General features: G+C 63.3%; 23 protein-coding genes. 22 read left to right on the top strand and 1 reads right to left on the bottom strand.

The window, feature by feature from the left end; all coding sequences use genetic code 11:
• The first annotated feature begins 482 nt into the window (after positions 1–482).
• The 18 genes from X727_RS150305 to X727_RS150385 all read left to right on the top strand — a co-directional run bounded on the left by X727_RS150305 (position 483) and on the right by X727_RS150385 (position 17,758).
• The gene (locus X727_RS150305) at positions 483–1,775 is read left to right on the top strand and encodes an imelysin family protein (RefSeq protein ID WP_023834333.1); all 1,293 of its coding nucleotides are present in this window, start codon (positions 483–485) and stop codon (positions 1,773–1,775) included.
• A 59-nt stretch (positions 1,776–1,834) separates the two neighbouring features.
• On the top strand, positions 1,835–2,146 hold the full coding sequence (locus X727_RS150310) for a (2Fe-2S)-binding protein (RefSeq protein WP_023834332.1): 312 nt from the start codon (positions 1,835–1,837) through the stop codon (positions 2,144–2,146).
• Complete coding sequence (gene bfr / locus X727_RS150315; protein WP_023669537.1) at positions 2,112–2,597, top strand: bacterioferritin; 486 nt, start codon at positions 2,112–2,114, stop codon at positions 2,595–2,597. The genes X727_RS150310 and bfr overlap by 35 nt, the downstream gene beginning before the upstream one ends.
• Positions 2,598–2,609: 12 nt before the next feature.
• Entirely contained in the window at positions 2,610–4,199 is a 1,590-nt protein-coding gene (locus X727_RS150320; RefSeq protein WP_023834331.1) for a di-heme oxidoredictase family protein, read from the top strand.
• Complete coding sequence (locus X727_RS150325; protein WP_023834330.1) at positions 4,199–5,278, top strand: imelysin family protein; 1,080 nt, start codon at positions 4,199–4,201, stop codon at positions 5,276–5,278. Before X727_RS150320 ends, X727_RS150325 begins: the two co-directional genes overlap by 1 nt.
• 3 nt (positions 5,279–5,281) lie before the next feature.
• On the top strand, positions 5,282–6,397 hold the full coding sequence (locus X727_RS150330) for a DUF1513 domain-containing protein (RefSeq protein WP_023669540.1): 1,116 nt from the start codon (positions 5,282–5,284) through the stop codon (positions 6,395–6,397).
• A gap of 107 nt (positions 6,398–6,504) precedes the next feature.
• A complete protein-coding gene (tsaB, locus tag X727_RS150335) occupies positions 6,505–7,182 on the top strand; it encodes a tRNA (adenosine(37)-N6)-threonylcarbamoyltransferase complex dimerization subunit type 1 TsaB (RefSeq protein ID WP_023834329.1) in 678 nt (225 codons plus the stop codon).
• Entirely contained in the window at positions 7,182–7,676 is a 495-nt protein-coding gene (rimI, locus tag X727_RS150340; RefSeq protein ID WP_023669542.1) for a ribosomal protein S18-alanine N-acetyltransferase, read from the top strand. The genes tsaB and rimI overlap by 1 nt, the downstream gene beginning before the upstream one ends.
• A 28-nt stretch (positions 7,677–7,704) precedes the next feature.
• Positions 7,705–8,505 (top strand): 1-acyl-sn-glycerol-3-phosphate acyltransferase, encoded by an 801-nt coding sequence (locus X727_RS150345; protein ID WP_023669543.1) that lies wholly within the window; start codon positions 7,705–7,707, stop codon positions 8,503–8,505.
• Between the two features lie 76 nt (positions 8,506–8,581).
• Positions 8,582–9,991, top strand: a complete 1,410-nt coding sequence (gene miaB / locus X727_RS150350; RefSeq protein ID WP_023834328.1) for a tRNA (N6-isopentenyl adenosine(37)-C2)-methylthiotransferase MiaB — start codon at positions 8,582–8,584, stop codon at positions 9,989–9,991.
• Positions 9,991–11,067: a PhoH family protein gene (locus tag X727_RS150355; protein WP_196813585.1), complete on the top strand. Its 1,077-nt coding sequence runs from the start codon at positions 9,991–9,993 to the stop codon at positions 11,065–11,067. The genes miaB and X727_RS150355 overlap by 1 nt, the downstream gene beginning before the upstream one ends.
• Positions 11,068–11,084: 17 nt before the next feature.
• Positions 11,085–11,591: an rRNA maturation RNase YbeY gene (gene ybeY, locus X727_RS150360; RefSeq protein ID WP_023834327.1), complete on the top strand. Its 507-nt coding sequence runs from the start codon at positions 11,085–11,087 to the stop codon at positions 11,589–11,591.
• Positions 11,592–11,619: 28 nt separating this feature from the next.
• Positions 11,620–12,714 carry a hemolysin family protein gene (locus X727_RS150365; RefSeq protein ID WP_023682011.1) on the top strand — a complete coding sequence of 365 codons (1,095 nt, stop codon included), beginning with the start codon at positions 11,620–11,622 and terminating at the stop codon, positions 12,712–12,714.
• Between the two features lie 91 nt (positions 12,715–12,805).
• A complete protein-coding gene (locus X727_RS01000000164730; protein WP_155921596.1) occupies positions 12,806–13,204 on the top strand; it encodes a VOC family protein in 399 nt (132 codons plus the stop codon).
• 77 nt (positions 13,205–13,281) lie between these two features.
• Positions 13,282–14,874, top strand: a complete 1,593-nt coding sequence (gene lnt / locus X727_RS150370) for an apolipoprotein N-acyltransferase (RefSeq protein WP_023834326.1) — start codon at positions 13,282–13,284, stop codon at positions 14,872–14,874.
• A 137-nt stretch (positions 14,875–15,011) separates the two neighbouring features.
• Positions 15,012–15,431 carry a helix-turn-helix domain-containing protein gene (locus X727_RS150375; RefSeq protein ID WP_023669550.1) on the top strand — a complete coding sequence of 140 codons (420 nt, stop codon included), beginning with the start codon at positions 15,012–15,014 and terminating at the stop codon, positions 15,429–15,431.
• Between the two features lie 221 nt (positions 15,432–15,652).
• On the top strand, positions 15,653–16,918 hold the full coding sequence (gene metK / locus X727_RS150380; protein WP_023669551.1) for a methionine adenosyltransferase: 1,266 nt from the start codon (positions 15,653–15,655) through the stop codon (positions 16,916–16,918).
• A gap of 138 nt (positions 16,919–17,056) precedes the next feature.
• Positions 17,057–17,758 carry a tRNA (guanosine(46)-N(7))-methyltransferase TrmB gene (locus X727_RS150385; protein ID WP_023745267.1) on the top strand — a complete coding sequence of 234 codons (702 nt, stop codon included), beginning with the start codon at positions 17,057–17,059 and terminating at the stop codon, positions 17,756–17,758.
• A gap of 40 nt (positions 17,759–17,798) precedes the next feature.
• On the opposite strand, the gene X727_RS1000000166495 is transcribed toward X727_RS150385, so the two are convergent.
• Positions 17,799–17,963, bottom strand: coding sequence for a hypothetical protein (locus tag X727_RS1000000166495; protein ID WP_023669553.1), 165 nt, complete (start codon positions 17,961–17,963; stop codon positions 17,799–17,801).
• Between the two features lie 335 nt (positions 17,964–18,298).
• Between X727_RS1000000166495 and rimP the strand changes: the two genes are divergently transcribed.
• From rimP to infB, 4 genes are read left to right on the top strand one after another with little or no spacing between them, the layout of a single operon-like run.
• Positions 18,299–18,943 carry a ribosome maturation factor RimP gene (rimP, locus tag X727_RS150390; protein WP_023745268.1) on the top strand — a complete coding sequence of 215 codons (645 nt, stop codon included), beginning with the start codon at positions 18,299–18,301 and terminating at the stop codon, positions 18,941–18,943.
• A gap of 47 nt (positions 18,944–18,990) precedes the next feature.
• Positions 18,991–20,586, top strand: coding sequence for a transcription termination factor NusA (nusA, locus tag X727_RS150395; RefSeq protein WP_023669555.1), 1,596 nt, complete (start codon positions 18,991–18,993; stop codon positions 20,584–20,586).
• A 38-nt stretch (positions 20,587–20,624) separates the two neighbouring features.
• Complete coding sequence (locus X727_RS150400) at positions 20,625–21,275, top strand: RNA-binding protein (RefSeq protein WP_023669556.1); 651 nt, start codon at positions 20,625–20,627, stop codon at positions 21,273–21,275.
• The gene (gene infB, locus X727_RS150405; protein ID WP_023669557.1) at positions 21,272–23,836 is read left to right on the top strand and encodes a translation initiation factor IF-2; all 2,565 of its coding nucleotides are present in this window, start codon (positions 21,272–21,274) and stop codon (positions 23,834–23,836) included. The genes X727_RS150400 and infB overlap by 4 nt, the downstream gene beginning before the upstream one ends.
• The last annotated feature ends 151 nt before the right edge of the window (positions 23,837–23,987 follow it).

The following is a 23,987-nucleotide window of genomic DNA, read 5'->3' as shown; positions in this document are numbered from 1 at the left end:
GAATTCCTGTTTCAAATCTGGAGCATGATGCCGAAAAGTGTGAAGCGGTTTTCGGACGACATCATGCTTTGATTGTGAGCCGTTCCGCCAGATGGCGATTGTCTGCCGCCGTCGCAAGAGCCCCGGTCCGGGTCGCACCCGGAACGGTCGCTTGTCAATCGCGGCGTCTCTCACCTTGGCTGCTGGCTACGATTTAAAGTTGATAGTGCTAGTTTAGAATAATTCTAAACTGTTGTTTCAATTGAATTTTCTAGGGTTCACCAGTTGACTTCCGGCCTCGCCATCGTTTTATGGAGGCTCGCGCGTCAGCGCATCCCTTTGATGTTTGGGCCTTGAACCCGTTCGATTGGAGGCATTTGGTGTCTTTCTCCCGTGAGCCGCAGAGCGGCGCGGCATCTGTGGTGTCCTACGGCATGCCTATGTCCCGGCACCGTTTGGCACGCGCGCCTTTTACCGAATCCCCTTTGAACTGGAGACTGATGATGACAGCGCGATATGGCGGCAGACTGGCTGCGATCGGTGCCACGGCTATGTTGACGGCGGCGGTTTTCATCCTGCCGGCCAAGGCGGCGGAGATCGATGCCAAGGCGGTCATCAAGACCTATTCCGACATCGCGCTGGCCAAGTACGAGGATTCGCTGACCACGGCGCAGGCGCTCGACAAGGCTGTCGACGCGCTGCTTGCCAACCCGTCGGCGGACACGCTGAATGCCGCCCGCGATGCCTGGAAGGCGTCGCGCGTGCCCTACCAGCAGACCGAGGTCTACCGCTTCGGCAACAAGATCGTCGACGACTGGGAAGGCAAGGTGAACTCCTGGCCGCTCGACGAAGGCCTGATCGACTACGTCGCCAAGAGCTACGGCACCGAGTCCGACGCCAACGCGCTCTACACCGCCAATGTCATCGCCAACAAGGACATCGAGATCGACGGCAAGAAGGTCGACGCCTCGAAGCTTTCGCCGGAGTTCCTCGCCGGCACGCTGCAGGAGGCCGGCGGCATCGAGGCCAATGTCGCCACCGGTTATCACGCCATCGAATTCCTGCTCTGGGGCCAGGATTTGCACGGCACCGGCCCGGGCGCCGGCGAGCGTCCGTACACCGACTACGACCTCAAGAACTGCACCGGCGGCAATTGCGATCGCCGGGCCGAGTATCTGAAGTCGGCCAGCGATCTTCTGGTCTCCGACCTGCAGGAGATGGTCGGCAACTGGAAGGAAGACGGCGCCGCCCGCAAGAACCTCGTCGATGGCCAGCCGAACACCGCTATCTCGGTGATCTTCAACGGCATGGGCTCGCTGTCCTACGGCGAACTGGCCGGGGAGCGCATGAAACTCGGCCTGCTGCTGCACGATCCCGAAGAGGAGCACGACTGCTTCTCGGATAATACCTACAACTCGCATCTCTATGACGCCATCGGCATCCGCGCCGCCTATCTCGCCAGCTACACGCGCATCGACGGCACCGTCGTTTCAGGCCCGTCGGTGCACGATATGGTCAAGGCGGCCGATCCGGCGATCGACAAGGAACTGTCCGACAAGCTCGATGTCTCGGTCGCCAAGATGGAGGCGATCAAGGCGCGGGGAGTGGCCGGCGATGCCTACGACCAGCAGATCGCCGAGGGCAACACCGAAGGCAATGCTACCGTGCAGGCGGCAATCGACGCGCTGGTCGACCAGACCAAGTCGATCGAACGCGCCGTCGGCGCGCTGAAGCTGAACAACATAGCCTTCGAGGGGTCCGACAGCCTCGACGCACCGGACAAGGTGTTCAAGTAGCACCCCAACCAACCACCAGCCAAACGGCGCGGAGGGGCGCCGTCAGCCAGAGCCAATCCATGCTGATCTGCCATTGCAACATCATCACCGAAAAGGAGATTGAGCAGACGATCGTCGATCTGCTGGATCAGGACCCCTGGCAACTGATGGTGCCGGCGAAGGTCTATCACACGATGCAAAAGCGCGGTCGCTGTTGCGGCTGCTTCCCAAATGTGGTCGAAACGATCATTCGGGTCACCGAAAATTACCACGCCCGTTCGGAGGCGAGCGGCGTGGACATCGTTTCACACCTGGATCGCGTCAGAGGCCTGCGCGTCCAATATGGGAGCAGAATCCATGAAAGGCGAACCGCAGATCATCGAGCGGCTTAACGAGGCTCTGTTCCTGGAGCTTGGCGCCGTCAATCAATACTGGGTGCATTTCCGCCTGCTCGAAGATTGGGGATATGCCAAGCTGGCAAAGAAGGAACGCGCCGAATCGATCGAGGAGATGCACCATGCCGACCGGCTGGTGGCCCGTATCATCTTCCTCGAAGGGCATCCCAATTTGCAGTCCGTGGCGCCGTTGCGCATCGGCCAGAACGTCAAGGAAGTGCTCGAATCCGATCTCGCCGGCGAATATGACGCACGCACCGCCTACAAGCGTTCGCGCGAGATCTGCAACGAAGCCGGCGACTACGTGACGATGAAGCTGTTCGAGGAATTGCTGGCGGATGAGGAAGGTCACATCGACTTCCTCGAGACGCAGCTCGACCTCCTTGCCTCGATCGGCGAGGAAAAATACGGCCAGCTCAACGCCGCATCGGCGGACGAGGCGGAATAGGACCATGCAGGAATGCGGCGCCCCCTAGATATTCTGCGCCGCTTGCGGCGGGCCGCCGGCCCGCTGCTCCTCAAAAACCCGCGATATCAGGCCTTTCGCGGGCTTTCGGTTGTAACCCTGGCGGCAATTTTGGCCCCGGCCCTGGCCGGATCGTCGGAACCGGTCGGCCTCGCCACGAGCCGCACCGACCTGACGCCGAAGGACCGGTCCCGCGTCCTTGCCGTTACCAGGCCAACCCAGGATTTCTCCAAGCCCGAATCCTTCGAAACGATGCAAGGCGGCGCCGGCACGTCGCGCAAGCAGGTCAACCGCGACGCCTTCTCGCAACCCTCTGAAAACATCACCTTCGAGGAACAGGGCAATTTCAAGCTCGGCAATGCGCTTTTCCGCAAGAACTGGGTGTCGTCGCCATCCTCGACCCAGGCCTCGGATGGTCTCGGACCGCTGTTCAACGAGCGCGCCTGCCAGAATTGCCATTTGAAGGATGGCCGCGGCCGACCGCCGGCCGCCGACCGCCGCACCACGTCGATGTTCCTGCGGCTGGCGCGCGATGCGAGCACGGCCGAGGAAAAAGCCGAGATTGCCGTGCACAAGGTGCTGAACTTCCCCGATCCGGTCTACGGCGCGCAGTTGCAGGGACTGGCGGTGCCCGGCCTCAAGGGCGAAGGCCGCATGTATGTCGACTATCGCGAGGAAAAGGTCACGCTCGGCGACGGCAGCCTGGTTTGGCTGCGCAAGCCGAGCTATTCGGTCGACGGGCTTGGCTACGGCCCGCTTGACCCGCGCACCACGCTGTCGCCGCGCCTGACGCCGCCAATGATCGGCCTTGGCCTGATCGAGCAGATCGCGCCGGCCGACCTCCTTGCCCATGCCGATCCCGACGACCGCGACGGCATTTCCGGCAAGCCCAACATGGTGCGTGACCTCAGCAGTGGGCAACTGACGCTTGGCCGCTTCGGTTGGAAGGCCCAGACCGCGTCGATCCGCCAGCAGGCGGCGGACGCCTTTGCCGGCGACATCGGCATTTCGACGCCGGAAGAGCCCAGTCACTGGGGCGATTGCACCGCAGCCGAAGAGGCCTGTTTGGCCATGCCCAATGGCGTGCAGAAGCGGCTCGGCCCGGTCGAGGCGCCACCACCGGTGATGGACCTCGTCACCTTCTATTCGCAGAACCTTGCGGTGCCGGCGCGGCGCGATGTCGGCGCACCCGCCGTGCTCGCCGGCAAGAAGCTGTTCTACGAGATGGGCTGCATTGCCTGTCATACGCCGAAATTCGTCACCATGCGCGGGAACAAGGCGCAGGCGTTCCAACTGATCTGGCCCTATTCCGACTTTCTGCTGCACGACATGGGGCCTGGCCTTGCCGACGGCCAGGCGGTGGGCGATGCCACGGGCAGTGAATGGCGCACCCCGCCGCTATGGGGCATCGGCCTGACAAAGACCGTCAACGGCAACGCTTTCTTCCTGCATGACGGGCGTGCGCGCACGCTTGCCGAAGCGATCCTGTGGCATGATGGCGAGGGGCAGAAAGCGCGCGATCGCTTCGCCGCCGCCAATACGGCCGACCGCGATGCTCTCATCAAATTCCTGGAGTCATTCTGATGCTCAAGCGGGTTTTGCCTGTTCTACTCCTCCCATTGGCTCTGTTCGGTGCGTCCCCGGCATCGGCCTCGGTGAAAGCCTCCGACGTGATCCAAAGAGCGATCGACGGCTTTGTCCGCCCCGCCTATGCCAGCCTGCATGGCCATGCCGGCACCTTGGCGAAGGCCATGGACGCGCTCTGCCAGGCGCCGTCGCAGGGTAACCTCGATGCCGCGCATGCCGGATTCTCGGCCACGGTCGCAGCCTGGTCGTCGGCTGAAATCATCGGCTTCGGGCCAATCAAGGAGAACAACCGGCTGGAGCGCATGCTCTACTGGCCGGACCGAAAGAGCATCGGCCTGAAGCAGGTGCAGGCGGCGCTGGCCGGCAAGGATCCGACCGCCACCGATCCGGCGCAGCTGGCGGGCAAGAGTGTCGCGATGCAGGGATTAGGGGCGCTTGAGTTCGTGCTTTACGGCGACGGCGCCGAGACGCTCGTCGGCAAGGACGAGCCCTATCGCTGCGCCTATGGCGCGGCGATCGCCAAGAATATCGAGACCATGGCGGCCGATGTCGACGCCGCCTGGAAAAAACCGGACGGTTTTGCAGGCCTGTGGGCCAATCCCGGACCCGACAATGCGCTTTACCGCGACGGCACTGAAGCGGTGACCGAATTGGTCGGCGTGTTCATCAATGAACTCGAAATGGTGCGCGACGTGCGCCTCAAAGGTTTTCTCGGCGCCAAACCGCAGGGTGACAAGCCGACGCAAGCGATCTACTGGCGCTCGCAAAACACCGGCCTTTCATTAGCCGGCAACCTCTCCGGCATTGATGCGCTGTTCCAGGCCTCGAAGCTCGGCGACGCGCTGCCCGAGGATAGCAGATGGATGGCGGAATCCATCCATATCCAGCTCATCAATGGCGTTGCCACTGCCAAATCCATCCAGGGTCGGATCGACAAGACGCTCGCCGATCCCGCGGAGCGCGGAAAACTCGAACATTTCGCGCTGATCACCTCCAGCCTGTCGGGCTTGATCGGCACCCGGCTAACCGCCGAGTTCGGCCTGACCGCCGGCTTTTCGTCACTGGACGGGGACTGACCAATGGTTGCGACACGCACGCCGCTGATGGACCGCCGCGATTTTCTCAGAGCTGCCGGCGCCGGCTTCGTCGCGTCAATGGCGCCGCGGGCCTGGGCGGACACGCTTGCCGCCGATGCCGTCTTTGCCACCGCCTTCGTCAAGCGCGACGGCAGCTTTGGCGCCGCTGTGTTGTCGGAAGCCGGAAAAGTATTGCATGCGATCGACCTGCCCGACCGTGGCCACGACGTCACCTTCGATCCGGTCTCGAAGCGCTCCGTGGTCTTCGCCCGGCAACCCGGCACCTTCGCCGTGGTCTTCGACCATGCCGGCCGCGAGCCGCCGCTGACCATCGCCAGCATCACCGGTCGGCATTTCTTCGGCCACGGTGTGTTTTCCACCGACGGCGCGCTGCTTTACGTCACCGAAAACAATTTCGACAATGCCGCCGGCGTCGTCGGGATCTACGACGCACGGGCCAAGTTCAGCCGCATCGGCGAGTTTCCGACCTATGGCATGGGGCCGCATGAGCTCTTGCTGCTCGGAGACGGCCGGACGATCGCCATCGCCAATGGCGGCATCGAGACCCATCCCGACTATGGCCGCGCCGAGCTCAACATCGCCACCATGAAGCCGTCCTATGTGCTGGTCGATCGCACAACCGGCGATCTCATCGAAAAGCACGAACTGCCGCCGGCTCTGCACCAGCTGTCGATTCGCCACATGGATGCCGACCCCACAGGCACCATCTGGTTCGGCTGCCAGTACCGCGGGCCGGGCACCGAGCGGCCACCGCTGGTCGGCCGCGCCACGCGCGGCAAGGGGCTGCAGCTGCTCGACATGCCGCAGGACGTGCTATCCGGCTTCCGGAATTACATCGGCTCGGTCGCCGCCAACCCGATTGCCGGCACGGTCGCGGTGTCTTCGCCGGAAGGCAATTCGCTGGCCGTCATCGACGCCGCCAGCGGCAAGATCGTCGCCACCAAGGCGCTGGTCGAGGTCTGCGGCCTGGCGCCTGACGGCCCAGGCTTCATGGCAACCACGGGTGCCGGCGAAATCATCGAAGGCAGCGGCGCGACGCGCTCCGAGCCCGACTATGTCTGGGACAACCACATGCTGCGCATCGCGCCGGCGGCGTAAGCCGTCCGGCCTGCACCGAAGCGAAGCCGCTTAACAATTTACGCGCTGGCTCTTGCGGCGGCGCGCCGTGGCGGGCAGAGGGAGACTGTTTTTCGAACCGGTCGCCCATGAAACTGCTCGCCCTCGACTGTGCCGCCAATCTCTGCGCCGCTTGCGTCTATGACGCATCGGGCGGCAGAGAGCTCGGCCGCTCGGTACTCGATCTAGGCAAAGGCCACGCCGAACACTTGATGGCTGTCATTGACGAAGCGTTGAAAGCGGACGGCACCGATTATGCCGGCCTTGGCGCCGTTGCGGTCTCCATCGGTCCGGGTTCCTTCACCGGCCTGCGGGTGGGCGTCTCGGCGGCGCGCGGCCTGGCGCTGGCGCTGAAGATCCCGGCGATCGGGGTAACGACACTGGAGGCGCTGGCGGCCGAGGCGAGGGCGGCATTTCCCGGCCGCCCGATCCTGGCCGCTCTCGATGCAGGCCGCGAGGAGATCCATGCCGCGTTTTACGATGCGGAAGCGATTTTGCGCTATGGTCCGGCGGTGACCACACTTGCGCAAGCCGCGGGAATGGCGGCGGACAATCGTCCGGTGCTTGCCGGCACGGCCGCCGTGCAGATCGCAGCCGCGGCCGGTCGCGATTTCGATATCGGCCCGACGGCTGCCACCGCCGACATTGCCGTCTACGCCCGGCTCGCCGCTGCAAAAGGTGAGGGCGACAAGCCGAAGCCACTCTATCTGCGCGGCGCCGATGCCAAGGCGCAGGCCGGGTTCATCCTGTTGAGGCAGGAAAAGTGATGCGCATCCCTTTCCTCCAGCCGCGCCGCAGGGACTATGCGCTCGAGCCGCTGACCATCGCCGACAGCCCGGCAGCGTCGGTGCTGCATCGCGAGGATTTCGTCCGGCCCTGGACCGATGGCGAGTTCGCCGCGTTGCTCGAACAGGAAACCGTGTTCGGCTATGCCGCGCGCGAAATCGGCCAGGGCGCCAAGCCGCCGGTCGGCTTCGTGCTGGCCAGGCTTGCAGCCGGCGAGGGCGAGATTCTGACCGTGGCGGTGGCGCGCTCGCATCGCCGCCAGGGGCTCGGCTGGCAATTGATGGACGCCGTGCTGCGCGAATTGCATGCGCAGCGCGCCGAGGCGCTGTTCCTTGAGGTCGACGAGACCAATGTCGCTGCCATCGCCCTCTACCGGCGGCTGGGCTTCCGCCAGGTCGGCCACCGCGCCAATTATTACCGCTCGACCGAACATGGTCCTACCGGCGCGCTTGTCATGCGCCGCGATCTTCGCTAGCCAAAGTTTTGGGGCAGGGCCAAGCTGCATGATCGGAAAAATCAGGATTTTCCTGGCGCTGAGCCTCGTTGTCATCGGTTCGCTGGTCCTTGTGCCTTTGCAGCTGCTGTCGATGAAGACTGGAATCTGGCGTGAGACGGTCATTCTGAAGGCCTGGCACAGCCTCATCGTCCGGACGCTCGGCCTGCGCATCCATGTCAAAGGCGCACTGTCCAGCCAGCGCCCGCTGCTGGTCGCCTCGAACCATATCTCCTGGACCGACATCATGGTGCTGGGCTCCTTTGCCGATGTGACCTTCATCGCCAGGGCGGACATGGAGGGATGGCCGCTGATCGGCTGGCTGTCGAAACTGCAGCGTACGGTCTTCATCGAACGCGAGCGTAAGCGGACAGCTGGCGACCAGGCCAGCGAGATCGCCAGCCGCATGGCCAAGGGCGACGCCATGGTGCTGTTTGCCGAGGGCTCTACCGGCGACGGCAACACCATCCTGCCGTTCAAGAGCACCTTGTTCGGCGCCGCCTCGATGGCGATTTCGGAAGGCGCGGCCGAGCAGGTCTTCATCCAGCCTCTGGCGATTGCCTACACGCGGGTGCACGGCGTGCCTCTCGGCCGTCGCCACCGGCCGCTCGCTGCCTGGATCGGCGATCAGGACCTGATGCCGCATCTCAAGGTGCTGATGGCCGAAGGCGCCATTGACGTCGAGGTGCATTTCGGCGAGCCCATCGCCTTTTCCAAGGGCTCGAACCGCAAGGAAACGTCGAGGATGATGGAAAGCAAGGTGCGCGCCATGATGCAGGCCGCGCTCGCCGATCCCCGACCGAGCCGCTAGCGCAGGCCGAGCGCCTACAGGCCGATGCCCGAGAATCGTCTGTTTTTTGTCACGGAAAGGCGTTAGAAGCCGCCGGATGGATTTGAACACGATAGAGCGGAACGAAACCGACAGCGCCTCGCAAAGCGCTGCTGCGGCGTCCGCCCCGGCCAAAAAGGTCTTCGTCAAGACCTATGGCTGCCAGATGAATGTCTATGACTCACAGCGCATGACCGATGCGCTGGCCGCCGACGGCTACACCGCGACCGATGTCATCGCCGACGCCGACCTGGTGCTGCTCAACACCTGCCATATCAGGGAGAAGGCGGCGGAAAAGGTCTATTCTGAGCTCGGCCGCATCCGCGACATGAAGGCTGAACGCGCAGCAGTTGGGCGCGAAATGCTGATCGGCGTCGCCGGTTGCGTCGCGCAGGCCGAAGGCGCGGAAATCATCCGCCGTTCGCCTGCTGTCGATCTGGTCATCGGCCCGCAGACCTATCACCGGCTGCCCGATGTGCTGGCCCGGGTGCGTGGCGGCGAGAAGATCGTCGAGACCGAATACGCCATCGAGGACAAGTTCGAGCATCTGCCGAAGCCGAAGCGTGCCGAAATGATCAAGCGCGGCGTCACCGCCTTCCTCACGGTACAGGAAGGCTGCGACAAATTCTGCACCTTCTGCGTCGTGCCCTATACCAGGGGCTCGGAAGTGTCGCGGCCGGTGGCGCAGATCGTCGCCGAAGCCGAGCGGCTGGCCGATGCCGGTGTGCGCGAGGTGACGCTGCTGGGGCAGAACGTCAATGCATGGCACGGCAAGGGTGAGGATGGCATGGAATGGGGGCTTGGTCGCCTGCTGTTCCGGCTGGCCGAAATTCCTGGCCTGGCGCGGCTGCGCTACACCACCAGCCATCCGCGCGACATGGACGACGAATTGATCGCTGCCCATCGCGATCTCCCGGCTTTGATGCCTTATCTGCACCTGCCGGTGCAATCCGGGTCAGACCGCATCCTCAAGGCGATGAACCGCAGGCACACGGCCAAGGACTATCTGGCGCTGCTCGAGCGCATCCGCGCTGCACGCGGCGACATCGCGCTGTCCGGTGACTTCATCGTCGGCTTCCCCGGTGAAACCGAGGCGGATTTCGAGGCCACGATGGGTCTGGTGCGCCAGGTGAACTACGCCTCGGCCTTCTCGTTCAAATATTCGCCGCGTCCCGGCACGCCGGGCGCCGATATGCCCGATCACGTGCCGGAAGCGGTCAAGGATGAACGTTTGCAACAGCTGCAGGCATTGTTGCTCAAGCAGCAGCAGGATTTCGGCCTGGGCCTGGTCGGCAGCACCATCGACACGCTGATCGAGAAGCCCGGCCGTCAGGCCGGCCAGAAGGTCGGCCGCTCGCCCTGGCTGCAGCCGGTTATTGTTGATGAAAAGGCCGGCGAAATCGGTGACATTATCCGGGTGCGAATCACGAAGACGGGCTACAATAGCCTGTTCGCCGAGTTGGCTTGATGGCCTCGGCAGATGAGGAGAGACGGTTGAGCGCTGCTGAAGTGAAGACTCTGCCCCAGAACCAGACATCCGGGGCCTCTGACATGGCGCACATCGTTCTGACTTTCGACAACAACAAGCTTGCCAGCGCCCTGTACGGCCAGTTCGACGAGAATTTGGCCCGGCTTGAGCAGAAGCTCGGCGTCGACATCCGCTCGCGCGGCAACCAGTTGACCATCAAGGGCTCGGCCTCGGCGGCCGAACAGGCGCGCCGCGCACTCGACAATCTCTACGGCATTCTCCAGAAGGGCACCGACATTGGCCAGTCCGACGTCGATGGCGCCGTGCGCATGGCGATTGCCGCCGACGACCAGCTGACGCTGCCGACGCTTGAACGCAAGGGCAAGGTTTCGGCCGCCCAGATCTCCACCCGCAAGAAGACGATCTATGCCCGTTCGCTCAACCAGGACGCCTATATGCGGGCACTGGAGCGTTCGGAACTTGTCTTCGGCATTGGCCCGGCCGGCACCGGCAAGACCTATCTGGCGGTGGCGCATGCGGCGATGCTGCTCGAACGCGGCATGGTCGAGCGCATCATCCTGTCACGGCCGGCGGTCGAGGCCGGCGAGCGGCTGGGTTTTCTGCCCGGCGATATGAAGGAAAAGGTCGATCCGTATCTGCGGCCGCTCTATGACGCGCTTTACGACATGATGCCGGCCGACAAGGTCGAGCGCGCCATTGCCGCCGAGGTCATCGAGATCGCGCCGCTGGCCTTCATGCGCGGCCGCACGCTGGCGCATGCCGCCGTCATCCTCGACGAGGCGCAGAACACCACGCCGATGCAGATGAAGATGTTTTTGACCCGCCTCGGCGAGAATTCGCGCATGATCGTCACCGGCGATCCGACGCAGATCGATCTGCCTCCAAGCACCAAGTCGGGCCTCGTCGAAGCCTTGCGTGTCCTTGACGGCGTGGCCGGCGCGGTAACCGTGCGCTTCAACGATGTCGACGTTGTGCGCCACCCGCTGGTGGCCGAAATCGTCAGGGCCTATGACCGCGACGCCAAGCTGGCGCGCGGCCTCGGCGCCGAGAGCTGATGTGACGATGCGGGCTCATGCCTGAAGACATAAGACCTGGCGGCGGGGACAGTTCGGTTCCCGTCGAGATCGATATGTCGGTCGAGGCCGGCGACTGGCCCGATGAGGCGGCGCTGACGCGTCTGGTCGATCGCGCCGTGTCGGCTGCCTTTGCCGAAACCGCTGCTGCCGGTCCTTCCGAACTCAGCATCGTCTTTTCCAACGATGCCCATATCCGTACCCTCAATGCCGGCTGGCGCGGCAAGGACAAGGCGACCAACGTCTTGTCTTTCCCGGCTTTTCCGTTCCCCAGGGGTGGCAAGCTGCCGCCGATGCTGGGTGACATCGTGCTCGCCGCCGAGACGGTGGCGCGCGAAGCAGCCCTGGAAGACAAGCCCTTCGAGAACCATATCACCCATCTCGTCATCCACGGCCTGCTGCATTTGCTGGGCTACGATCACGAGACCGATGCAGAGGCCGAGGAGATGGAAGCCATCGAGCGCTCAGCGCTCGCAAGGCTTGCCATTCCCGATCCCTACACGTAATGACAAAAGACCAATTGACCGGACGACGATGAACGACAAACCAGAAACTGCCGCCCGCCCCGAGGCTGGCAGTGCGACAAAGCCTTCCGATACGACGGAAGAGGGATCGAGTCCGAGTCCCAGTTCCGGCAGCCCCGCTTCTGGTAGTATTGCCAGCGAGCCATCGCCTGCCGGTCCGTCCCTGTTCGACCGCGTCTTGGGCCTTTTCAGGCAGCGGAACGGCACCAGCCTGCGCGAGGAAATCGCCGGCGCGCTTGCCGAAACGACCAGCGATGCCGGGTCTTTCTCGCCCGGCGAACGCGCCATGCTCAACAACATATTGCGCCTGCGCGAGGTACGCGTCGAGGACGTCATGGTGCCGCGCGCCGATATTGAGGCCGTCGAGATCACCACGACGTTGGGCGATCTGCTCGGTCTGTTCGAGCAGTCCGGCCATTCCCGCATGCCGGTCTATTCCGAGACGCTCGACGATCCGCGCGGCATGGTTCACATCCGCGACGTGCTGGCCCACATCACCAAGGTCGCCCGGGTCAAGAAGGGCAGAACATCCAGGAAGACGCCGGCAACGACGCTTCTCGACCTCGCCCAGGTCGATCTCGGCCGCACCATCGGCGACCTCAATCTGATCCGCCCGGTGCTTTTCGTGCCGCCCTCGATGCTTGCCTCCGACCTGATGGGCCATATGCAGACGACGCGAACCCAGATGGCGCTGGTCATCGACGAATATGGCGGCACCGATGGTCTCGCCTCGCTGGAAGACATCGTCGAGATGGTCGTCGGCGATATCGAGGACGAGCATGACGAGGACGAGCCGCTGATCACCCAGACCGGCGAGGGCGTGTTCGTCGTCGACGGCAAGGCCGAGATCGACGAGGTCGCCAAGATGATCGGCGAGGACTTTACCGCCGGTGAGCATGGTGAATATGTCGACACGATCGGCGGCATGATTTTCAACACGCTCGGTCGCGTGCCCGCGCGTGGTGAGGTTGTGCAAGCCATCCCCGGCTTCGAATTCCACGTGCTCGACGCCGATCCGCGCCGCGTCAAGCGGGTGCGCATCGTCCAGAACCAGAAGGGCGAGCGTCGCCGCCGCGTGACCGCCCCCCGCACCGAGCAGGCCTAGGACAGAACGTCGCCCGGCCGATGACGATCGACGATCCCTTCAAGCACTCAACCTTTGGCTCGGGTGTGTTCTACAAGGACCCGGAGCCGCATTGAAATGGCTCGAAACGGCCTTCGGCTTCGAGCCGAGCATGGTGGTCAGCGACGCCGACGGACGGCTGGTCCATGCCGAAATGCGTTTTGGCGACGGCTACATCATCGTCGATTCCGAATGGGCCGATCATATTGCCAGTCCGGTAAGCGTCGGCGGCAAGAACACTCAGTCGGTCTGTGTGCGTCTGAAAGACGGCCTGGACGTGCATTGTGAGCGGGCAATGGCGGCTGGAGCCCAAATCGTCGAGGAGCCTGCCGCCCATTTCTACGGCGAACGGCAGTATCGGGCACGCGACCCCGAAGGCCATGTCTGGACCTTCACCCAGACCGTGCGCACCGTGCCGCGCGAGGAGGCCGAGCACCTGAGCGGGCTCACCATCGAGGGATGGCACCGATAGCGCAGCGATCGGCCGGTTCGCGTTTCAATAAATCTGATAAATCTTGGCTCCTGATTCGCGCGACTTGGGAAGTCTGTATGGAGCGCCTTGCCGGCCGGATAATTCTGCTTTGGGGCTGGCGGCGCGCGCTGGTGGCGTTTCTTGCCGGGGCGCTGGCGGTGCTCGCCCAGGCGCCTTACGATTTCTTCGCCGTCTGTTTCGTCTCGTTTCCACTGCTGGTCTGGCTGCTCGACGGCGCCACCGGCGAGGCTTCCGACGGCTGGCTCAGGCGCCTGCGGCCGACTTTTGCCATCGGCTGGTGGTTCGGCTTCGGCTATTTCCTCGCCGGCCTATGGTGGATCGGCGAGGCGCTTCTGGTCGAGGCCGACAGTTTCGCCTGGGCCTTACCCTTCGCGGTCGTAGGCATTCCTTTGGCGCTGGCATTTTTCTACGGCTTCGCCACCGTCGTCGCGCGGCTGTTATGGACCAACGATATTGGCCGCGTTGCCGCCCTTGCCTTTGCTTTTGGCCTGACGGAATGGCTGCGCGGCTTCCTGTTCACCGGCTTTCCCTGGAATGCCGTCGGCTATGCGGCGATGCCCGTGCCGCTGTTGATGCAAAGCGTGTCGGTGACCGGCATGGTCGGCATGAACGCGCTGGCGGTCTTTGTCTTCGCCATGCCGGCCTTGCTTGCAGCACGCCGGCATGTCCGTCTCGGTGTGGTCCTGCTTGCCATTCTCGTCGCCGCCGATGCTGGCTTCGGCTATTTCAGGCTCGCGACCCCCGACAAGCCGACAACCCGCACTCTCGATGTCCGTATCGTGCAACCGGATGTCGACCTCAGCGAAAAATGGGACGCCTCGGTGCGCGACCGCATCTTCGCCACGATGATGGGCCTGTCGGCCGCAGCGCCCGATCCCGGCCATAACAAACCGCAGTTGATCCTGTGGCCGGAGACCTCGGTACCCTTCCTGTTCACCGAGCGTCCGGAAGCGCTGACCGCGCTAGGCGACATGCTGCAGCCTGGTCAGATGCTGATTGCCGGCGTCGTGCGCGAGGAGCGCGGATCCGGGGCGGATGCCGACAGCCGCTACTACAATTCGGTGGTGGCGATCGATGACAAGGGCGAAATCGCTGATGCCGTCGACAAGGTCCATCTGGTGCCGTTCGGCGAGTATCTGCCGTTTTCCGGTCTGCTCAGCCGCTTCGGCATCGGACAGCTCGTCGCCGGGCCGATGAACTTCGCCGCCGGCAACGAGCGCCATCCGATCGCTCTGCCCGGCGGCATCAGCGCCTTGCCGTTTATTTGCTACGAGGTGATCTTTCCTGATCTTGTGGCTGTTGACGCAACGTCATCCCAGCTTATTGTAAACGTCACCAACGACGCATGGTTCGGCGACACGCCTGGGCCGTACCAGCATTTCAGGCAGGCTCAGATTCGCGCGGTGGAAAACGGATTGCCGTTGTTGCGCGCCGCCAACAACGGCATTTCCGCCGTTGTCGATACGCGGGGACGCATCGTCGACGCATTGGCGGTCGATGCACGTGGCGCCATCGACGTGCGGGTGCCGATCTCCGGCCAAGCCTTCATCTCCGCCGCGGGGCGGCGCATTAACGGAATGCTGATCATGTTGGTGTTTGCCGCAATCGCCCTCAGCTTGAACGTAAGGCAACGGCTACGGGTGAATTGACAGTCGACACATTAGAAACTCATACTGTTACCGCCTAATTTTCTCGAAGTCGGTTGGTGTTTCTGTTGGGGCAGTTGGCTCCGGCTTCGTTTGGGCGAGAAAAATAGAAAAGGCCGGAAAAATTCGGCGAGGAAAAAATGACAGAAGAAAACAAGAAGAAACCGAATCCGATCGACATCCATGTCGGAAGTCGCGTCCGCCTTCGGCGCAATATGCTTGGAATGAGCCAGGAAAAGCTTGGTGAAAATCTCGGTATTACGTTTCAGCAGATCCAAAAATATGAAAAAGGAACGAACCGCGTCGGCGCCAGCCGTCTGCAGGCAATAGCCTCGATACTCAGCGTGCCTGTCGCCTTCTTTTTCGAGGATGCGCCAGGGCAGGAGCCGGTGGGTAATAGAGGATTTGCCGAGGACACTTCGATGGCTTTCGCCGTCGAATTCTGCGGCAGTCCGGAAGGGCTTCAGCTCAACCGCGCGTTCGTCAAGATCGCGGATGTGAAGGTGCGCCGCCGGATTATCGACCTTGTGAAGTCCCTTTCTGCCGAAGATGCCGAGTGATTCGGTGGGTCGATTGACCCATTGGCCCCAGTAATCCCCCGGGCCCGAGTAGCCCAGAGGCTCGACTGCCGGCGGTGCCAGCCGCCGGTGGTACAAGATATATTGCTGCGGCACTCATGCCAGAACCGCGGCACCGCTTGACGAGCGGCGCCCGGCACCGTTAACACGTGGCGCGCCAAAATCGGCAGCCCTGCCGATCGTTTTTTCAAGAGGGGACACCCGTGACGCGGCAGAACTACTTCTTCACCTCGGAATCCGTGGCCGAGGGTCATCCCGATAAAGTCTGTGACCGCATCTCGGACGAGATCGTCGATCTGGTCTATCGCGAGGCCAAGAAGACCGGCATGGACCCGTGGAAAGTCCGCGTCGCCTGCGAGACGCTCGCCACCACCAACCGCGTCGTCATCGCCGGCGAAGTAAGGGTTCCCGATACTCTGCTGAAGCGGGACAAAGCCGGCAACATCCTCAAGGACGCCGCCGGGCATTCGGTCGTCAACCCGGCCAAGTTCAAGTCGGTCGCCCGCAAGGCGATCCGCGAAATCGGCTACGAGCAGGCCGGCTTCCACTGGAAGACGGCAAAGATCGAGGTTCTGCTGCACGGCCAGTCGCCCGACATCGGCCAGGGCGTCGACAACGCCGCCGACCGCCAGGGCGAAGAGGGTGCCGGCGACCAGGGCATCATGTTCGGCTATGCCTGCCGCGAGACCCCGGACCTGATGCCGGCGCCGATCTATTACAGCCACAAGATTCTCGAACTGCTCGCCGCTGCCCGTCACGAAAACAACGGCGAAGCCGGCAAGCTCGGACCCGACGCCAAGAGCCAGGTCACCGTTCGCTATGTCGATGGCAAAGCCGCCGAAGCGACGCAGATCGTGCTGTCGACGCAGCATCTCGACGCGACCTGGGATTCCAAGAAGGTCCGCAAGGTCGTTGAGCCTTACATCCGTGAGGCGCTCGGCGACCTCAAGATCGCCGACGATTGCATGTGGTACATCAACCCGACGGGCAAGTTCGTCATCGGTGGACCGGACGGCGACGCCGGCCTGACCGGCCGCAAGATCATCGTCGACACCTACGGTGGTGCTGCCCCGCACGGCGGCGGCGCCTTCTCCGGCAAGGACACCACCAAGGTCGACCGCTCCGCCGCCTATGCGGCGCGCTATCTCGCCAAAAATGTAGTGGCGGCCAAGCTCGCCGACCGCTGCACCATCCAGCTGTCCTACGCCATCGGCGTTGCCCAGCCGCTGTCGGTCTATGTCGACCTGCACGGCACCGGCAAGGTCGACGAGGCCAAGCTCGAGGAAGCGCTGCGCACGGTGATGGATTTGTCGCCATCCGGCATCCGCAGGCATCTCGACCTCAACAAGCCGATCTACGCAAAGACCTCGTCCTACGGCCATTTCGGCCGCAAGGCCGGCCGAGACGGGTCCTTCTCCTGGGAAAAGACCGATCTGGCCAAGGCGCTCAAGGACGCGATCGCTGCTTAGGCATGATTCCAAAAAGTGGTACCGGTTTTTTGGAAAAGATCATGCTCCAACAAAGGATTAGATTGAGATGAGATTTCAGCCAAATCTCATCTCAATCCCAAATCTCATCTCAATCTAAGCGCGGCGCGCGACCAGGCCATGGATCCACAGGACAGGCGGAGCCGCGCGACCGAAGGGTTCTTCGGCCGCCGGCACGGCAAGACCATTCGCCCGCAGCAGGCCGCGGCGCTGGAAAGCGGTCTTGGAGCGTATGGCCTCGACCTCTCCGTCCAGGCACCGGCAGAATTGCGCGCGCTATTCTCAGCGGATGTTTCAACGGTTCGGCTGGAAATCGGCTTCGGCGGCGGTGAGCATCTGCTGCACCGTGCCAGGGAGGCACCGGCGACCGGCTTCATCGGTGTCGAGCCGTTCGTCAACGGCATGGCCAAGTTGATGATGGCGGTGCGGGAAAAGCCGCTTGCCAATCTTCGCGTTTATGACGACGACGCCACGCGCCTGCTCGATTGGTTGCCGCAGGCGTCGCTCGACGGCATCGATCTGCTCTACCCCGATCCCTGGCCGAAGAAAAAGCATTGGAAGCGGCGCTTTGTCAGCCCGCTCAACCTCGATCGGTTCGCGCGCGTGCTGAAGCCGGGCGGAAAATTCCGCTTCGCATCCGACATCGACACCTATGTGAACTGGACCTTGTTGCACTGTCGGGCGCATGGCGCGCTCCTTTGGCAGGTGCAAGATGGGGCCGACTGGCATCGGCCCTATGAAGGCTGGCCGGGCACACGCTACGAGGCAAAAGCCATTCGCGAGGGCCGACGGCCGGCCTATCTCACCTTCATCAGAAAATAGTTCGATGGGAAAGTGTCCCGCATCGACAGCCGGTCTGGCTTCAGAAACGGCCGATCTTGCCGAAAGCGGTCGGGTCCATGCCGAGCCGGCGCAGATCGTTGGCGCGCGGCTTGCGGCCGGCTTCGACGGCCCGCGAGGCGGCAACGGCGCTGCCGAAAAGGGCAAAGGCGTCGCCTATGGCGGAAAACACGGTACGGTTGCTCATTGTCTTGACCTTTCGCGCGCCACCGCGCGCTCATCTTAATTTGTGCAGTGCAGCATAGATAGCGAAGTGACATCCGGGATCACAGGGCCGTTACCGCATAGCCGGCATGCGCCCCGCGCAATCCTGCCAGCCGTCGCCGGCTGCAGCTCTGCCCGGCCCGTTAACAGACTTGAAACACTGGCCGGGATCGTTTATATCAGCCTCAAATTCTTGGTCGGTATGACGAAGAGTGGGTCCACCCGGTCCCGCTCTTTTTTATTACCTGCCGGTCAGCCATCAGCAAAGAGATGGTTCGGGACGACGATCATCCTGATCCGGAGAACGACAGGAACCGCATGACTGCAAGGGCAAGCGAAGCCGACGACCGCATCATCCGCGAAAGCGGTATCGATGCGCGCATCGCGCTGATCGTTCAGCCGGTGTTGCGAGGCATTGGCTTCCGCCTCGTGCGGGTGCATCTGTCGGGCCAGAACGGCCTGACGCTGCAGATCATGGCCGAACGCGAGGACGGCACCATGACCGTCGAGGATTGCGAAGAGGTCAGCCGCGCTGTGTCGCCGGCGCTCGACGTCGATGACCCGATCGAGAAGGCCTATCATCTCGAAGTGTCGTCGCCGGGCATCGACCGGCCGCTGGTACGCAAGTCGGATTTCGTCACCTGGACCGGCCATCTGGTGAAGATGGAAACCTCGGTGCCGGTCGCCGACCGCAAGCGCTTCAAGGGCAAGATCGCCGAAGCCGGCGAAGACGACATGCTGCTCGAGCGCGACAAGGCCGCCTACGGCGAAGAGCCGACGGTTCGCATTCCTTATGACGCGATCGCCGATGTGCGGCTGATCCTCACCGACGACCTTATTCGCGATGCCCTTTCGAAGGACAACCGGGAACGCAAGGAAGCCAAGAAACGCCGCGGCGAAGCTGATGATGCACCCGAAGGTGCTGAAGGCGGCGCGGAAGACGAAATCGAACAGGAACTATGATGAGCGGCCGGGCCTAAAAGCTCGGCAACAAGCTCGGGAGAAATAAGATGGTTGTAAGCGCCAACAGACTTGAACTGCTGCAGATCGCCGACGCGGTGGCGCGTGAAAAGTCGATCGACAAGTCGATCGTCATTGCCGCCATGGCTGATGCGATCCAGAAGGCCGCGCGCTCGCGCTACGGCCAGGAAACCAACATCCGCGCCGACATCAACGCCAACACCGGCGAGATGAAGCTGCAGCGGCTGATGGAAGTGGTCGAGAAGGTCGACGACTACGCCACCCAGATCGCCATTTCCTCGGCCCGCGAGCGCAATCCGGACGCCCAGCTTGGCGACTTCATCGCCGAACAGCTGCCGCCAATGGATTTCGGCCGCATCGCCGCCCAGTCAGCCAAGCAGGTCATCGTGCAGAAAGTGCGCGAGGCCGAGCGCGACCGCCAGTATGACGAATACAAGGACCGCATCGGCGAGATCGTCAACGGCACCGTCAAGCGCGTCGAATATGGCAACGTCATCGTCGATCTCGGCCGTGGCGAGGCGATTATCCGCCGCGACGAGCTGATCCCGCGTGAAAACTACAAGTACGGCGACCGCGTCCGCGCCTATGTCTACGACGTGCGCCGCGAACAGCGCGGCCCGCAGATATTCCTGTCGCGCACCCATCCGCAGTTCATGGCCAAGCTCTTCACCATGGAAGTGCCGGAAATCTATGACGGCATCATCGAGATCAAGTCGGTCGCCCGCGACCCAGGCTCGCGCGCTAAGATCGCCGTCATTTCGCGTGACTCGTCGATCGATCCGGTCGGCGCCTGCGTCGGTATGCGCGGCAGCCGCGTCCAGGCCGTGGTCGGCGAATTGCAGGGCGAAAAGATCGACATCATTCCGTGGTCGCCTTCGGCCGCCTCCTTCATCGTCAACGCGCTGCAGCCGGCGGAAGTCGCCAAGGTGGTGCTCGACGAGGATGCCGAGCGCATCGAAGTGGTGGTTCCCGACGACCAGCTGTCGCTGGCCATCGGCCGTCGCGGCCAGAACGTGCGTCTTGCCTCGCAGCTCACCGGCTGGGACATCGACATCCTGACCGAGGCCGAGGAGTCTGAGCGCCGCCAGAAGGAATTCGTCGAACGCTCGTCGCTGTTCATGGAAGCCCTTGATGTCGACGAGATGGTCGGCCAGGTGTTGGCCTCCGAAGGCTTCACCAGCGTCGAGGAAGTTGCCTACGTCGATTCGGGCGAGATCGCCTCGATCGACGGTTTCGACGAAGACACCGCTTCGGAGATCCAGACCCGCGCCCGCGAATATCTGGAGAAGATCGAAGCCGAGCATGACGACAAGCGCAAGGCGCTGGGCGTCACCGACGAACTGCGCGAGATCCCTGGCGTCACCACCGCCATGATGGTGACGCTCGGCGAGGATGGCGTGAAGACGATCGAGGATTTCGCCGGCTATGCCGCCGACGACCTGACCGGCTGGAAGGAACGCAAGGACGGCGAGACCAAGGTATTCCCGGGTGTGCTCGCCAATCACGGCGTGTCGCGCGCCGACGCCGAGCAGATGGTTCTGGCAGCCCGCCTCAAGGCCGGCTGGATCACCGAAGACGAGCTTGCAGCCGAACAGGTCCCGGCTGACGAAGCCGTTGGTGCGTGAGGTGAAACCGCATCGCACACAACCCGCCCCAGGACGAGATGAACGATCGCACCTGCATCGTCACGCGCAAGCAAGCCGAGCCGGATGAGCTGATCCGTTTCGTCGTCGGCCCGGATTCGGCCGTCGTTCCTGACCTAAAGAGAAATCTGCCCGGCCGTGGTTGTTGGGTGAGCGCCGACCGCCTACATATCGACAAGGCGGCGGCGAAGAACCTGTTTGCCCGCGCCTTCAAGGCGCAGGTCGTCGTGCCGCCCGATCTCGGCGGCATGGTCGACGGACTGCTTGCACGATCCGCTTTGGGTATGCTCGGCCTTGCCCGCAAGGCTGGCTCGATCGCACTCGGCGCAACCAAGGTCGAGAGCGCGGTGCGCTCGGGGTTGGCGCTTTTCGTGCTCCACGCGACCGAGGCATCCGACGATGGCGTGCGCAAGATCAGTCAGGCGCGGCGGGCAACTGTCCACCTCGGCGGGCCGGCAGTCCTTGCCTACAAACTTTTCTCCGAGGCCGAGTTGAGCTTGGCATTGGGGGGTACAAATGTGATACATGCTGCCGTTCTCGCGGGAGACGCGGGCAAGGCGGTTGAGAGGCGCATGGTTGCGCTCGACCGATATCGGGGCGGAACCCCCGACGATCTGGCAATGCTTGCGGCCGTTGCTGACGAAGATGATGCTGCAGAGGATATGGAATGAGCGATACGAAATCGGGCGACGATAAGACGTTGAGTGTTACACCGAAGAAGACCTTGACGCTGAAGCGCCCCGGTACCGAGCAGAGCGTCGTGCGACAGAATTTCTCGCATGGCCGCACCAAGCAGGTCCAGGTCGAGATCAAGAAGCGCAAATTCTCCATGCCCGGCGACAAGCCGGAGCCGGTGGCTGCACCCGTATTTACGCCCAAGCCCGCGGTAGTGGCAGCCCCCGTCGTGCAGGAAGCGCCCAAGGCGCCGCCTCCGCCGCCCCCGGCCGAACGCGGCGGCATGGTGCTGAACGAACTGTCGCGCAATGAAATGGAAGCGCGCCGCAGGGCGCTCGAAGGCTCCAAGGTTCGCGACGTCGAGGACCGCCAACGCGCCATCGAAGAGGCCAAGCGCCGCAACGAGGATGAGGAACGCCGCAAGCGCGAGCGCGAGGAATCCGCGCGCCGTCAGGCCGAGGAAGAAGCCCGCCTGCAGACCGAGGCCGAGTCCCGCCGCCGCGCCGAGGAAGAAGCGCGCCGCCGCGCGCCGCAGGCTGCCGAGCTTGTGGCGTCGGACGATGAGGAAGAGGTCAAGCCGAAGCGCACCGCCGCCGGTGCCCCGGTACGCCGTCCGGTTACGCCCGAAGTGGCGCGCCCGGCCAAGCCGACCAAGGCCGAGGAAGACCGTCGTCGCGGCAAGCTGACCCTCAACACGGCTCTTTCCGACGAGGACGCGCGCGCCCGCTCGCTGTCGTCGATGCGTCGCCGCCAGGAAAAATTCAAGCGCGCGATGCATAATGAGCCGCGCGAGAAGGTTATGCGCGAAGTGATCCTGCCTGAAACCATCACCATCCAGGAACTGGCGCAGCGCATGTCCGAGCGCGCTGTCGATGTGGTCAAGTACTTCATGAAGCAGGGCCAGATCCTGAAGCCGGGCGACATCATCGACGCCGACACGGCCGAGCTGGTCGCCACAGAATTCGGCCACACGGTCCGCCGCGTCGCCGAGTCCGACATCGAGGAAGGCCTGTTCAACATTGCCGACAATGCCGAGGACCTGGTGTCGCGGCCGCCTGTCGTGACCATCATGGGCCATGTCGACCACGGCAAGACCTCGCTGCTCGACGCCATCCGCAATGCCAATGTCGTCTCCGGCGAAGCCGGCGGCATCACCCAGCATATCGGCGCCTACCAGGTCGAGAAGAACGGTCAGAAGATCACCTTCATCGACACGCCCGGTCACGCCGCCTTCACGGCGATGCGCGCCCGCGGCGCTCAGGCGACCGACATCGCCATCCTGGTGGTGGCGGCCGACGACAGCGTCATGCCGCAGACCATCGAATCGATCAGCCATGCCAAGGCGGCCGGCGTTCCGATCATCGTGGCGATCAACAAGATCGACAAGCATGATGCCGATCCGCAGAAGGTTCGGTCGGAACTGCTGCGCCATGAGGTGTTCGTCGAATCGATGGGCGGTGAAGTGCTGGACGTCGAAGTGTCGGCGACCAAGGGCACCAACCTCGACAAGCTGTTGGAAGCGATCCTGCTGCAGGCCGAAATCCTCGACCTCAAGGCCAATCCGGACCGTACCGCCGAAGGCGTGGTCATCGAAGCCCAGCTCGACAAGGGCCGTGGCCCCGTCGCCACCGTACTGGTGCAGACCGGCACTTTGATGCCGGGCGACATCCTCGTCGCCGGCAACGAATGGGGCCGGGTGCGCGCGCTGGTCAATGACCGTGGCGAGCAGATCAAGGAGGCTCCGCCGGCAATGCCGGTCGAGGTGCTTGGCCTGCAGGGCACGCCGCAAGCCGGCGACCGCTTCGCTGTCGTCAACAACGAGGCCCGCGCCCGTGAGATCACCGAATATCGCCAGCGTCTGGCGCGCGAGAAGGCAGTGGCTCGCCATGCCGGCCAGCGCGGCTCGCTCGAACAGATGATGTCGCAGCTGCAGACGAGCGGGTTGAAGGAATTCCCGCTGGTCATCAAGGGCGACGTGCAGGGTTCGATCGAGGCGATCAACGCCGCTCTCGACAAGCTTGGCACCGACGAGGTGCGTGCGCGCATCGTTCATGCCGGCGCCGGCGCCATCACCGAAAGCGACGTGTCGCTGGCGGAGACCTCGGGGGCCGCGATCATCGGCTTCAACGTCCGTGCCAACGTGCAGGCACGTGCGGCCGCGGCGGCCGCGGGCATCGAAATCCGCTACTACTCGATCATCTACAACCTCGTCGACGATGTGAAGGCAGCACTTTCCGGCCTGCTGTCGCCGGAACGCCGCGAGACCTTCATCGGTAATGCCGAGATCCTCGAGATCTTTGACATCACCAAGGTCGGCAAGATCGCCGGCTGCCGTGTCACCGAAGGCAAGGTCGAACGTGGAGCGGGCGTGCGCCTGATCCGCGACAACGTCGTCATCCACGAAGGTACGCTGAAGACCCTCAAGCGCTTCAAGGATGAAGTCGCGGAAGTTCCGGGCGGCCAGGAGTGCGGCATGGCTTTCCAGAACTACGAGGACATGCGCGTCGGCGACATCATCGAGTGCTTCCGCGTCGAGATGGTGACCCGGACGCTCTGAGTTCGTATACTGTGGATACGACCGGGCGGTGGTCGAAAGACCGCCGCCCTAACTTTAATGCCTGTCGCCCAAAAGTGCGGGATAAACGACATGCATAGAACAAATATGAGACATGGCGGCACGGTCCCATCCCGCGCCTCACGCTTTCCGG

This window comes from Mesorhizobium sp. L103C105A0 (genome assembly GCF_000502215.1).
Taxonomy (GTDB): domain Bacteria; phylum Pseudomonadota; class Alphaproteobacteria; order Rhizobiales; family Rhizobiaceae; genus Mesorhizobium.
This window is presented reverse-complemented; position numbering and strand designations above follow the sequence as displayed.

Coding starts and splice junctions, on each gene's coding strand:
- X727_RS150330 (WP_023669540.1), top strand. CDS start 5,282: ATGGTTGCGACACGCACGCCGCTGATGGACCGCCGCGATTTTCTCAGA.
- miaB (WP_023834328.1), top strand. CDS start 8,582: ATGGATTTGAACACGATAGAGCGGAACGAAACCGACAGCGCCTCGCAA.
- X727_RS150345 (WP_023669543.1), top strand. CDS start 7,705: ATGATCGGAAAAATCAGGATTTTCCTGGCGCTGAGCCTCGTTGTCATC.
- X727_RS150355 (WP_196813585.1), top strand. CDS start 9,991: ATGGCCTCGGCAGATGAGGAGAGACGGTTGAGCGCTGCTGAAGTGAAG.
- nusA (WP_023669555.1), top strand. CDS start 18,991: ATGGTTGTAAGCGCCAACAGACTTGAACTGCTGCAGATCGCCGACGCG.
- X727_RS150400 (WP_023669556.1), top strand. CDS start 20,625: ATGAACGATCGCACCTGCATCGTCACGCGCAAGCAAGCCGAGCCGGAT.
- X727_RS150365 (WP_023682011.1), top strand. CDS start 11,620: ATGAACGACAAACCAGAAACTGCCGCCCGCCCCGAGGCTGGCAGTGCG.
- ybeY (WP_023834327.1), top strand. CDS start 11,085: ATGCCTGAAGACATAAGACCTGGCGGCGGGGACAGTTCGGTTCCCGTC.
- lnt (WP_023834326.1), top strand. CDS start 13,282: ATGGAGCGCCTTGCCGGCCGGATAATTCTGCTTTGGGGCTGGCGGCGC.
- X727_RS1000000166495 (WP_023669553.1), bottom strand. CDS start 17,963: ATGAGCAACCGTACCGTGTTTTCCGCCATAGGCGACGCCTTTGCCCTT.
- bfr (WP_023669537.1), top strand. CDS start 2,112: ATGAAAGGCGAACCGCAGATCATCGAGCGGCTTAACGAGGCTCTGTTC.
- X727_RS150320 (WP_023834331.1), top strand. CDS start 2,610: ATGCGGCGCCCCCTAGATATTCTGCGCCGCTTGCGGCGGGCCGCCGGC.
- rimP (WP_023745268.1), top strand. CDS start 18,299: ATGACTGCAAGGGCAAGCGAAGCCGACGACCGCATCATCCGCGAAAGC.
- tsaB (WP_023834329.1), top strand. CDS start 6,505: ATGAAACTGCTCGCCCTCGACTGTGCCGCCAATCTCTGCGCCGCTTGC.
- X727_RS150310 (WP_023834332.1), top strand. CDS start 1,835: ATGCTGATCTGCCATTGCAACATCATCACCGAAAAGGAGATTGAGCAG.
- X727_RS150305 (WP_023834333.1), top strand. CDS start 483: ATGACAGCGCGATATGGCGGCAGACTGGCTGCGATCGGTGCCACGGCT.
- rimI (WP_023669542.1), top strand. CDS start 7,182: ATGCGCATCCCTTTCCTCCAGCCGCGCCGCAGGGACTATGCGCTCGAG.
- X727_RS150375 (WP_023669550.1), top strand. CDS start 15,012: ATGACAGAAGAAAACAAGAAGAAACCGAATCCGATCGACATCCATGTC.
- infB (WP_023669557.1), top strand. CDS start 21,272: ATGAGCGATACGAAATCGGGCGACGATAAGACGTTGAGTGTTACACCG.
- X727_RS150325 (WP_023834330.1), top strand. CDS start 4,199: ATGCTCAAGCGGGTTTTGCCTGTTCTACTCCTCCCATTGGCTCTGTTC.
- X727_RS150385 (WP_023745267.1), top strand. CDS start 17,057: ATGGATCCACAGGACAGGCGGAGCCGCGCGACCGAAGGGTTCTTCGGC.